Source organism: Budvicia aquatica DSM 5075 = ATCC 35567, assembly GCF_000427805.1.
GTDB lineage: Bacteria > Pseudomonadota > Gammaproteobacteria > Enterobacterales > Enterobacteriaceae > Budvicia > Budvicia aquatica.
In genome coordinates, this window is the sequence record NZ_ATYS01000057.1 from 24,072 (window position 1) to 34,657 (window position 10,586).

Here is a 10,586-nt window from a genome sequence, read left to right on the forward strand (position 1 = left end):
GGTGGGATTACTTAAATCGGCATTTATATTAGGCTTTCAGAAATCCCCGATTTTACTGGTTGATGGGTTTGCCAGTAAAATTCCCGGTGGTATCTTGCCGATCGCCGTCTTTACTGAGGGTTTGAGTATTATTAATGGGCTGGTGGGCGGTGATGGGTTTAGCCTCGATTTACTGAGCGCTAATTTCAAGCCGGCACCAGGCACCACCTTAATCAATCAAGAGATAAGTTCTTACCCCTTCCTAAACCAATCCACGGCAGCCAATGCTGTTATCCAGAAGCCTAACCGAATTACTATGCACATGACCCGGCCAGTAACGACGAAAAACGGTGGCATGGTCGGTAAATTACCGTTATTCATGGCGTTAAAGTTAGCGCTAGAAGAACACAATTCTTCTGGCGGTACTTATACCGTTATGACTCCATCCTACGTTTACACGGGCTGCTTGTTGCGATCTGTTGTTGATATTACCGGGTTTAATGATGAGGTTAAGCAAGTGCAATATGAGTGGGCTTTTGAGTTCGAACAGCCATTATTGATGGTGTCTGAGCTTGATACTGCGTTAAGCGACCTCATGAGTAAGTTCACCAAGGGGACGCCATGACAACGTATGTTCAGTTTAATCCTTCCGATGCTGGCCCCTTCCGCTTTACTGCAAACATTAACAAACAGACGTTTTTTATTACGGTGCCTTATAACCGTTATTCAAATCGCTACTTTGTCGAGTTTAGGGACCGGAACAACAATATAGCCATGTATGTACCGCTGATTGAGTCACCAGATGATTTTGATCTGAATATTGCGCTACCCTTTGCGCCAGGCTCACTCGTCTACCGGGCTAGTACCAATAACTTTGAGGTGAATTGATGCGTTACTACCGAATTGAAATAACTGATGAAAACGGCGGCCCAATTAATGATTCAGAGGGTAATGTTATCGGCCCTTGGGATACAGAAAAAACCAAAGGCGTGGGGCTGCATGTTGTTTTTGATATTCCAACTCTAGGCTTGGATGCTGGCATAGCGGGCGCATCCTTGGCTGTTTTCGGTCTGCCGCTATCCATACTCAGGCATGCCGTTAACTTACGTGGTGCCAGAATCACCATGTATGGCGGTTTTCAGGATGGTTTGCCGCTGGCCAACCCAGAGCAAAGCGGTGTGGTCGTGAATGGCTGGATATCAATGGCTTATGGCAACTGGGTAGGTGTTAATCAATCACTTAACCTCACCATATCCCCTATCCCATGGCTAACCGAGGAGGGTAAGGGGATTGCAATAACTTTGTCTGGCGAGAGGGGTGATAAGCTTTCTGATGTTATTAGGCGCGGACTAACCCCTGCATTTCCCGAAGAATTTCCAATTAAAATAAATATCAGAGATAACTTAATCCTGCGGGAGCCACTGAAAGTGCCATGCTATACAATTTTTGCTGTTGCTGTGCAAATAAAGCGTATCGTGCAGTCACTTTCTGGTGGGGATACCAGCTATGCCGGAATACGGGTTGTTGCGCATAAAGGTAGTATAGAAATTTCTGATGATTCATATGAGCCAGAAGAGAAGGATATAGCGGCCAAAGACTTGATTGGTCAGCCTTGCTGGTTAGGCCCAATGGTTATGTCATTCAAAACACCCTTAAGAACGAACCTTAGTATCAATGACCGGGTAAAACTACCAGAGAGCTTATTAAGTGGGAGTCCGTTAGTTGTCGGCAGCCAACAATCAAAACTACCAGAAAGTGCCCGTCTTAACTTCTCTGGTATATTTCAGATTATTGCTATACGTCACATTGGCGAGTTTTGCAACCCATCAGGTGAAGCGTGGGTAACCGTTTTTGAGGCCATAGAACTCTATAAAGACCAGGTGTAAAAATGAGCGATTCCCAGAAAATACCTTTAATTAACTCGCTGGCGGCATTCAGTACGGGGCTAATTGAGCGTAACAATACGCTTGACGGTAAGTCGCTGCCTTGTCATGTGACTAAAGTCGATGGGGCTATTGTTACGGTACAGTTTGATATTCTTCCCGGCATTATTAATTTGCCCGAGGTCACTGTTCCTGTGTTTGGTCCGGAGTATATCCGCTACCCTATTCAAATCGGAGATAAGGGCGTATGTGTCGCTATGAGCGTCTCAATTGGGGCTGTCAGTGGCTTGGGCGTTGGTTTGCCTGATATGAATATCCCGCCCGCCTTAACCGCGCTTGTCTTCCTGCCAATAGGGAATACGGACTGGTCAAAAGTCGATCCGGATAAAGTCGTTATTTATGGGAAAACTGGCGTTTTGGCCCGTACTGAAAGTGGTGACGCATCGATAACCATTGAACCGTCGAAGGTTACGATCGCGGCCAATAGCGGGATTTATCTTAAAGCGCCAAATATCTACCTTAATGGGGTCATCCACCTGAACGGACCGATTGTTCAAGATGCGGGGGAAATGTCCGGCACTACAGCACATCTAATCGGGCCATTAACTGTAGATAATGACACAACATCAGGCGGAATAAGCCTGATGAAACACACCCATCAAGTGAAAGATGTCGATCCCGGCAGCGCCACTATTAACTCGGAAAAACCATCATGAGAACATGGGGACGGGTAACCAACACTAAAGGGGAGCGGGTTTGGGTGTCCATTGAAAGTGATAGCGCGGGCGATTTCACTTATGGGTGGATAACAACGCTTATTCAGACATTGAAGTTAGGTTTGGGTGAGTCGCCGTTTTACGTCCAGTATGGAATACCCGCGCAACGCTGTATTGTTGAGCAATTTCACCCTGACTTTTACGTCAATATGGTTCAACAACAATTCGCCGGCTACTTTGCGTCAATCACGATTAAAAAACACGTCATTAATAACAACCCTGTCTACGATGTTTCTATCGTTACGCTGTCTGGCGTGACTTATCAAGAAACGATAGCCGTCTAAATTCTGAGGTATCTATGTCTACTTTACCTGTTGTGGTAACACAATCGGGGGCCCAACCTACGCCGCCAAAAAAGCTATTAGAAAAATTGATTGCTCTGGTTTCCGCCGAAGTACCGGGTTATACCGCTAATTTGCCGCCGTCGTTAATTACCGATTTAGCGAGTACGGCCACAATGGCGATAGCCCTGATTGATAGCGCGATGGTTGACCTCATCAACTCCGTATCGCCGTACGGGGCCAACGTCCCACTACTGTACCAGTTAGGCGGTATTTATGGTGTTACGCGTGGGGTCGGGGCTAACACGTCTGTCAGTGTTGTGTTTACCGGATCCCCAGGCTTTGTTATCACTCGTGGCTTGACGTTATCGGATGGAAACCATCAATACGTCGTGCAGCACAATGCGATCATCCCATCGTCAGGCCAGAGCACTTCCGTTTTTTGTTTGGCATCCAGTCCGGGGGCGTGGGCTGTACCTGCTGGTACGGTGACGCAAATAATCACTTCCATTCCATCGATTGTCACTTTGTCTGTGTCCAATATCGTTGAAGGCTCACCGGGGCTTGATGCCCAGTCTGATTATGAGTATCGGGCTCAGGTATGGCGTGCGGGGATGATGGCGGTACAGGGAACGCCGGACAATTTAAAAACAGCCTTATATCGAGTGCCTGGTGTACACCCGAATCAGGTGTCATATCGTCAGGTTTCATTGGGTAAGTGGGCGGTCATTTGTGGCGGCGGCGATCCTTACGAAGTCGCTCAAGCAATTCATGAGTCCATTCCTGATATTTCAGTATTGACCGTTGATGTTAATAACCCATCGGGGTATGTGCCCCCGTACGAGAGGGTGACAATAGAAGATCACCCAGATATCTATGATATTTCTTACATTATCCCGACGTCGCAATCTGTGCGAATTATTCTAACGTGGAACACTATCGGTTTTAATCCGATTGACCCGGCAACGGTTGAAGTGCTGGCCGACCCGGCGATCGTGGATTATATCAACGGCATTTATGTGGGTAAGCCCATTAGTATTTATCAGATACAAACCGTTTTTCAAAAGGCGGTGTCATCGGTTATTAACCCTAACCAAATTTCATTAATCGACGTCAAAGTCAGTATTGATAATGTGCTCCGTGAGCCCGATCCGAATACCGGGCTGATAAGTGGTGATGGCTATAAATTCTTTACCACGGATATCTCGGGCGTCATGGTCCAGCACTTCGAGCAGGTTGGGGGGTGATATGCGCGGCAATATCGAGACTAAAATTATTCCGGCGTATCCGTTTATTCAATATAACGATGATGAGAATGTTGTTGCGTTCTTCAATGCCTATAACACGATGGCCCAGCAATACCTTGAGGCTTTTAACTCGCTCGGCCTGCCGTGTTGGACATCACCCTTAATTACCGGCTACCTGCTTGACTGGATTGCTCACGGGATATACGGCGAGTTACGGCCATCTCTTGAATTGGTGCGGGGGCAGAGTCAGCGAGGTGACTATAACACCATTGAATACAACGATATCCCCTATGCGCATATATCTAACTACAGAGCAGGTCAGTATAGCTTCATTTCTGATGATTTATTTAAGCGTGTTCTGACGTGGAATTTCTATAAAAGTGATGGTTTTCAATTCTCAATTCCGTGGTTAAAGCGGCGTATTGCACGTTTTATTCACGGGAAGGATGGGATTGATCCACCGGTAGAAAATACTTTTGATATTAGCGTCACCTCAGCAAATGGTGAGTTCCATATCAATATTCCTGATTACGGCAATGATGTGGCCGCCTCTTTGAAAAACTCCATTGAACAGGGATTCGTCAAGCTTCCCTTTATTTATAGATACACTGTCTCAATAACGAGGAAATCATGAATTTAGGATTCGGTAATAACATAAAATCAGCGTTAGCCGCGGACATTACCGCAACACAGACCTTGATTACCGTGATGCCGGGCACCGGTGTATTGTTTGCTAAAACGCTGCAACCTGACCCGGATTTAAAGAATCCATCGTATGACCTGCCTTTGTATTCAAAACTAACGCTAACGGATGAGTGGGAGACGGTATTTGAAATCTGCCACTTGATTAGCGTTAACCGCGATACGCTGACCGTTATCCGGGGGCAGGAAAATACGACAGCAAAAGGCTGGGTATTGAATGATGTCGTTTCAAACTTCGCTACGCGGGGCTCTGAAAATACTTTTGTTCAGGTCGAGGATTTACAAAACGGGAAATATTCATCATCTATTGCTGGTGGCACAGCAAATGGCCTTACTGCGTCAATACCATCTACATTCTTTGTTAATGGCGGTGATACTTTTGCTTTACGAGTCCCATTGCTGATCACTCCAAAGTATACAAACACTGGCGGGTGTACGCTGCAATTAACCGTGTCCGGCAGATTGATTAGTAATTACCCTTTATATAAGGGCAACAAAATTAATCTTGCTGCAGGTGATATTGTGGCTGGTTCTCCATTCATGGTGGTTTTTGATACTGCAAACCTCTGCTTTAAGATGGTTAGCCCAGAAACAACGCAAGGGATTATTAATCAGTATTTGCATTATGGTGCCCCAGAATGGTCTCCAGCAGTTGCGCCATATGATGCGGGAACGGTTGTACATCATAATGGCACTTATTATGTATCGTTGGTTGATAACAATAACGCCACACCGGGAACGGATACTACGCGGTGGCAGTTATTCATTTATCGAAGAGCCACACAGACCGAAGCTACAGACGGCACAAACCCCAATTTAATCATCACACCTCCAGTGCTTAAGGGGTTATTTAACGTCTCGGGCGTCCCTGTTGGTACTATCGTCGCTTGGGGATCAACGGTTCCGCCGGCTGGTTGGATTGAGGCAAATGGACAGGCTTTTAATACCACCACAAATCCTAAGTTGGCAGCAGTGTACCGAACTGGCCGGGTTCCTGACATGAGGGGGCGATTTATTAAAGGCTGGGATGGTTCCGTGGAAGTGGGTAGGCTGGAGAATGCCACTGATTTGAATCACTACCATCTAATGGGACGGATGGCGCTGAATAGTGGTGATGGCGGTGATGACGCTTACTTCATTTTCCGTAACGGACAATGGCCTGATGATGCCTACCCATCAAGGGGTGTATTTGGTGACCTTCAGCAGGCCAGATCAGTCACATTGCCCAGTGGGATGGTTGGGCAAGTCCTTTCAACGGGAAACCCAGTAAAATTAAGTGATAATAGTGCGCGTATGCCCGCCCCGGTTCCGGCCAATATTGCGCTAATGTACATCGTTAAGACGGATGGTGGTGAACCTATCCCTCCAGTGCCGACACCAACGAATATTATCATCACGCCATCGTCGCTAAATCTTGGTGTTGGACAGACGCGGAGCTTTTCCGCTCAAGTTATGCCTTCCGATCTGGCTGCCCAATATCCGGTATCGTGGATTTCCACCAATACCGCCGTGGGAACCATTCACTCATCAACGGGATTATTTAACGGAATAGGGAGCGGCGAAACGGATGTTATCGCTACCATCAGTAGCGGCTTAAGCGTGAGTGTCCGTGTTCGCGTTGATATTCTACTGACGTCCATTTTGTTAGCAGACATCCCCAATCAGACCGTTGGCGATAACTATCAATTACAGGTCACTAAAACACCCTCAAATGCGACAGAAATACTGACATACGCATCAACCAACAATGCTGTTGCTAACGTGCTAGAGACTGGGGCCTTGGTTTCGGGTGGCGGGGGAACTGCGACTATATCCGTTACGGGATTGTTATCTGGTAAGACATCCAGCAAAACAGTGAACGTGACCGCTACGCCGGTAGTGGAGAGTTATTTAAAGATAGCTAATAATTTTTCCGAGATATCCCCCACGAATTCAGTGGTCGCTAGAAAAAATCTGTACCTAGGCACTGCGGCCGTAAAAGATGCAGGCGTAGCTGCGGGTAATCTTATGGCTGTGGGCGCATTTGGTGGGCCTACAGGAGATTATCGGTTCTTCGGCACAAGTAACGCGGAGACTACCAAGGACTGGAATACCTTATTACCGGGGGTATTTCAATATGGCCTACAGAAAAGGGCTGGGCTTAGTGGCAATGACCCCTCATTTGCGAAGGAGGGAGATAAACACTATGCGTTAACGCTTGGGGATAGTGTAGCAAATATCTACCAGACACAACTAGCATTGCCACGAGCTGAAATGAACCAAAACGCAAGCATCGGTTTTAGATGCAACGGGCGTAATGGCTGGCAACCGTGGGTAGAGATTCTGACCTCTATTAACACCACTGTTGACGCAAATGGTTTTATTAAGAAAGCGTCACCGATAGTCCAGCTAAAAGGGGATGGCTCTTGTCATTTAAATGATGGGTCGCAAGGTGTGACAACAGAGCGATTATCTGAGGGTGTTTATCGGCTAAGTGGCCTAGTGATGGGTTTTTACTCTGATGGTGCGTGGGATATTAGCGTACCAAAAGATGATAACGACTTATCGCCAATATGGGTTGATTCGGTTGTTGAGGCGACAGGCGATATTATTGTTAAGACTTATCACCGTACGTACCCAGATGCGCCAGTATTTGCACGGAATAATCTTGATGGTTACAAGGACGGTGATCCGATTGATATTCCTGTTGGTCGCTGGGTTGATTTGCGGGTACAGGTCTACAGGGATGACATTGAAGAACTACCGGTCGATGAAATTATTGACGTGACGGAGTAAAATCAAAGGCCCCAAACGTTCGGGGCCCACTACAGTGATATCAACTATGGATGACTTTATCCGCGGCAATCCGAGATAAGAAACCTGAACGACTGCCGTATTCAGGATGATTTACTACGAACTGGTCAATACGCCGGATGAGTAATGAGGGTAATGTAACGTTAATTTTCTCTGACTTACCCATTAGTCGGGTAATATCAACGTCAACCAGAGCCCAAATTACACCGGTATAATCAGGGTCAGACAGGTAATTATCGACACTGGTCGCCTCTGGTATGGCTTCACCGGATTCAACAAGTAACTCAATATGAGCCTCAACAGCTTCCCGAACGCTTTCTACTGCATGGGTAATATTATCACCACCAGAGAAACAGCCAGGAATATCAGGCACACGAACACCAAAGGATGAATTACCTTTATCAATAGCGACTGGATATAACATTTAAACCTCCAAAAGGTAGGGCTTAAAGCCCTGCCTGTTTTTTGATACTTTTGAATGTGGGGAGCGGGATATCTTTTTGTGGGTGCTTTATGGTTACCAACCCGCTCTTTGTGGGGTGCTTAAACTGGTGATGACTACCTTTTACTCTCACCAGATACCATCCCTCAGCCTCGATCATTGCTATTGCATTCCTGCTATCCATCCCCGTCTCTCTGCGTGCTTTTGATGGGGTTATAGTAACCCCATCGGTTCTGGTTGTCAACTTATTTGGAGTTATTGGGGTTATCTATGGATTTAATGTAAGAGGATGATTGTTAATGGTCTATTTTGATTTTAATTACTAATTAAGCCCCGCCGTAGTGTGTGATTATGCATACTGCGGCGGGGCTTTTTTTTATTTTAGGGGCTGTTGTTTATTTAATTTTTTAAGTAATAAATCATTATCTTTTTTTTGTTTTTTCGCACAAGTCTAATAAATCCACAACTGATGTTTGATTAAATTGCCTTGCTTGATCGAGCATAAAGCTAGTTACGAAGGTTGTGCGTTCGGTTGTTTGACCGGTTGCTATTAGATAATTAATTAGATCGCCATAAGTGTCATATATACCAGTCAGTGACGCTCTGTAAATCGGGGTTCTTAGCATTTCCTCATACTGATTAGTTTTTAACGGCTATAACGCCAAATTGGCTTACCGATTTTTCAAAAACCGTCTTATTATTTGTTCTATCTAAAATTTTCATATTCAAAATAAAATAGCTTGATGAGTTTTGCGCATTAATAACAAAATTATTCCTTAACAGAATTCTAGTTATATATTTTTTTGAGTTCCCAGCTTCATTGGTGTGATATCCATTATAAAATGCATACTCCCCTCCGTTGTTAATCTCTATTGCTGTATCGGATGTAAATCGGTCGCCCAAAAAACACATATACAAAACCATATTACTGCAACTAATATGTGCCATATATGGATATTCTTTTGTTGGAGTGTTATTGAATTCATTTTCTCTATCAATCTCATTTTGCTTATCAACTTCTTCCCGTTTTACCTGCCGCTTTCCTTCCTCATCAGAAAGATAATCCATTCGTGTAATTACACCCTTATGCGATTTAGTAAGGGATAGAGATCCATTCTCTATTGTTCCATCATCAAATTGTGCGGATATGGAACACGATAGTTTCTCGCCACTATAACTTCTATTTCCCCATGTTTGATTGTTATTTGAACCAACATTTTGAAGTGAAATTAAAGATGCTTGTTTATTGTCTTTTTCCGTCTTTCCACGCACAACATTAAATTCACTAATATTTGAGTTTGCGTATTCATTCATTGAATTACATGGTTGATCATGCCACTTTTTATTACTTAAACTCGCGGCTAGCTTGGAACAGCCGCCAAGGGAGTATGCTTCAAGCAGTGGATTACAATCGCCATCCTTATCAACTATCTGACACCCAGACAGCATTAAAATAGAAAAAATAAGCAATAATAAATTTCTCATTCCCATCCCTTTAATTTATTGAAAATAATGAAAACAGCGCCTTCGGGAGCTTTTTTATTAGCTAAACATTAACATAACTTACGGATTGTCGATGTGGTTAATAGCCCGTTTTGGCGGGCTATACACGTTTAGTCAGTGTGTGGTGCGCACTGTATTGTCATTATTGAGATAGTTTTCGAGCTGGTGGAATAATTGCTCTGCCGTTTCCCGGCTCATGTATGTCGTCTGTGGCTCTAGATCCTGCTCGCTGAACGTATGTGCTTTAGAGTCGTAAGTAACTTTTGAAAGCTGAAATTTAACAAACACAGCTTCTTCTGGTGAGTTTTCAGCAATTTTGAAACTCACCAATTTAGGATGAAACTCAAGCTCGCTTATCTTCTTCCCGTCTTTCACATCAACCCCCTATTTAGATAACCATTCCTCTGACTCTTCAAACATCTGTTCAACGATTTTATTAACCGCTGCAGTCTGATCTTTAGAACCACCCGTAACGCTAATGCTGGTCGCAGATGAGAAACGCACTCGGATACCAGTACCGGGATACTTTTTCAGTAATCGCTTTTGTAGCTCAAGTTCAACGACTGTCACTTCATTGTTAGGGAACTGCTTTTGATTTCGTTTATCGATAGTGATTTCTACGCGCATGATGAACCTCCATTGATTTTAATTACTGTTTATATATACAGTTATTTTAACTGGGGTTCAACTATTCTAATGAGAGTAACTTGCAGCGACTACGTTGTTTTCTTTTAAGGTATAGTTGAAGTCTGTAATATATAAGACGCCCCAATCGGTACGAAATGTAAATATTTATTTGTGTCCATGGTTGAGTCCTTTTTTGGTTTTTTTACGCGAAAATAATATTAATTTAAATTTAATATCAATATGTTGAGGTTTTTTTAATTTATCGGCCTGTCTGACAATAAAGTTGAGATGCTGTTTATTGAGCCTGATTATCGCGGCCAAGGTTTAGGTAAAGCGTTACTGAGCTATGCGGT

The 10,586-nt window shown here is 44.4% G+C and carries 13 protein-coding genes and 1 pseudogene; 9 read left to right on the plus strand and 5 right to left on the minus strand.

The window, feature by feature from the left end; all coding sequences use genetic code 11:
• Window position 1 precedes the first annotated feature (1 nt).
• Genes YWE_RS27690 through YWE_RS29100 form a run of 8 tightly spaced genes read left to right on the plus strand, consistent with a single transcriptional unit; the run spans window position 2 to window position 7,643 of the window.
• Window positions 2-604 (plus strand): hypothetical protein, encoded by a 603-nt coding sequence (locus YWE_RS27690; protein WP_036016437.1) that lies wholly within the window; start codon window positions 2-4, stop codon window positions 602-604.
• The gene (locus YWE_RS0117720) at window positions 601-867 is read left to right on the plus strand and encodes a hypothetical protein (protein ID WP_029095744.1); all 267 of its coding nucleotides are present in this window, start codon (window positions 601-603) and stop codon (window positions 865-867) included. The genes YWE_RS27690 and YWE_RS0117720 overlap by 4 nt, the downstream gene beginning before the upstream one ends.
• Entirely contained in the window at window positions 867-1,865 is a 999-nt protein-coding gene (locus tag YWE_RS0117725) for a hypothetical protein (protein ID WP_029095745.1), read from the plus strand. The genes YWE_RS0117720 and YWE_RS0117725 overlap by 1 nt, the downstream gene beginning before the upstream one ends.
• Window positions 1,866-1,867: 2 nt before the next feature.
• A complete protein-coding gene (locus YWE_RS0117730) occupies window positions 1,868-2,578 on the plus strand; it encodes a hypothetical protein (RefSeq protein ID WP_029095746.1) in 711 nt (236 codons plus the stop codon).
• Entirely contained in the window at window positions 2,575-2,922 is a 348-nt protein-coding gene (locus YWE_RS0117735; protein WP_029095747.1) for a hypothetical protein, read from the plus strand. The genes YWE_RS0117730 and YWE_RS0117735 overlap by 4 nt, the downstream gene beginning before the upstream one ends.
• A 14-nt stretch (window positions 2,923-2,936) precedes the next feature.
• Entirely contained in the window at window positions 2,937-4,166 is a 1,230-nt protein-coding gene (locus tag YWE_RS0117740; protein WP_029095748.1) for a baseplate J/gp47 family protein, read from the plus strand.
• A 1-nt stretch (window position 4,167) separates the two neighbouring features.
• Window positions 4,168-4,800, plus strand: coding sequence for a hypothetical protein (locus tag YWE_RS0117745; protein ID WP_029095749.1), 633 nt, complete (start codon window positions 4,168-4,170; stop codon window positions 4,798-4,800).
• Window positions 4,797-7,643: a phage tail fiber protein gene (locus YWE_RS29100; RefSeq protein ID WP_051323410.1), complete on the plus strand. Its 2,847-nt coding sequence runs from the start codon at window positions 4,797-4,799 to the stop codon at window positions 7,641-7,643. Before YWE_RS0117745 ends, YWE_RS29100 begins: the two co-directional genes overlap by 4 nt.
• Before the next feature lie 40 nt (window positions 7,644-7,683).
• Here YWE_RS29100 and YWE_RS0117755 read toward each other — a convergent pair whose 3' ends face one another.
• The 5 genes from YWE_RS0117755 to YWE_RS0117775 all read right to left on the minus strand — a co-directional run bounded on the left by YWE_RS0117755 (window position 7,684) and on the right by YWE_RS0117775 (window position 10,233).
• Window positions 7,684-8,085: a type II toxin-antitoxin system HicB family antitoxin gene (locus YWE_RS0117755; protein ID WP_029095750.1), complete on the minus strand. Its 402-nt coding sequence runs from the start codon at window positions 8,083-8,085 to the stop codon at window positions 7,684-7,686.
• Between the two features lie 22 nt (window positions 8,086-8,107).
• Window positions 8,108-8,287 carry a type II toxin-antitoxin system HicA family toxin gene (locus YWE_RS0117760; RefSeq protein WP_029095751.1) on the minus strand — a complete coding sequence of 60 codons (180 nt, stop codon included), beginning with the start codon at window positions 8,285-8,287 and terminating at the stop codon, window positions 8,108-8,110.
• A gap of 455 nt (window positions 8,288-8,742) precedes the next feature.
• Window positions 8,743-9,588 (minus strand): hypothetical protein, encoded by an 846-nt coding sequence (locus YWE_RS0117765; protein ID WP_029095752.1) that lies wholly within the window; start codon window positions 9,586-9,588, stop codon window positions 8,743-8,745.
• 132 nt (window positions 9,589-9,720) lie between these two features.
• Window positions 9,721-9,981: a hypothetical protein gene (locus YWE_RS0117770; RefSeq protein ID WP_029095753.1), complete on the minus strand. Its 261-nt coding sequence runs from the start codon at window positions 9,979-9,981 to the stop codon at window positions 9,721-9,723.
• Between the two features lie 9 nt (window positions 9,982-9,990).
• Window positions 9,991-10,233 (minus strand): DinI-like family protein, encoded by a 243-nt coding sequence (locus YWE_RS0117775; protein ID WP_029095754.1) that lies wholly within the window; start codon window positions 10,231-10,233, stop codon window positions 9,991-9,993.
• Window positions 10,234-10,491: 258 nt separating this feature from the next.
• On the opposite strand from YWE_RS0117775, the pseudogene YWE_RS29760 reads away from it, so the two are divergent.
• Window positions 10,492-10,586, plus strand: a pseudogene (locus YWE_RS29760) (GNAT family N-acetyltransferase); the annotation flags it as partial.

Coding starts and splice junctions, on each gene's coding strand:
- YWE_RS0117720 (WP_029095744.1), top strand. CDS start 601: ATGACAACGTATGTTCAGTTTAATCCTTCCGATGCTGGCCCCTTCCGC.
- YWE_RS0117725 (WP_029095745.1), top strand. CDS start 867: ATGCGTTACTACCGAATTGAAATAACTGATGAAAACGGCGGCCCAATT.
- YWE_RS0117730 (WP_029095746.1), top strand. CDS start 1,868: ATGAGCGATTCCCAGAAAATACCTTTAATTAACTCGCTGGCGGCATTC.
- YWE_RS0117735 (WP_029095747.1), top strand. CDS start 2,575: ATGAGAACATGGGGACGGGTAACCAACACTAAAGGGGAGCGGGTTTGG.
- YWE_RS0117740 (WP_029095748.1), top strand. CDS start 2,937: ATGTCTACTTTACCTGTTGTGGTAACACAATCGGGGGCCCAACCTACG.
- YWE_RS0117745 (WP_029095749.1), top strand. CDS start 4,168: ATGCGCGGCAATATCGAGACTAAAATTATTCCGGCGTATCCGTTTATT.
- YWE_RS29100 (WP_051323410.1), top strand. CDS start 4,797: ATGAATTTAGGATTCGGTAATAACATAAAATCAGCGTTAGCCGCGGAC.
- YWE_RS0117755 (WP_029095750.1), bottom strand. CDS start 8,085: ATGTTATATCCAGTCGCTATTGATAAAGGTAATTCATCCTTTGGTGTT.
- YWE_RS0117760 (WP_029095751.1), bottom strand. CDS start 8,287: ATGGATAGCAGGAATGCAATAGCAATGATCGAGGCTGAGGGATGGTAT.
- YWE_RS0117765 (WP_029095752.1), bottom strand. CDS start 9,588: ATGAGAAATTTATTATTGCTTATTTTTTCTATTTTAATGCTGTCTGGG.
- YWE_RS0117775 (WP_029095754.1), bottom strand. CDS start 10,233: ATGCGCGTAGAAATCACTATCGATAAACGAAATCAAAAGCAGTTCCCT.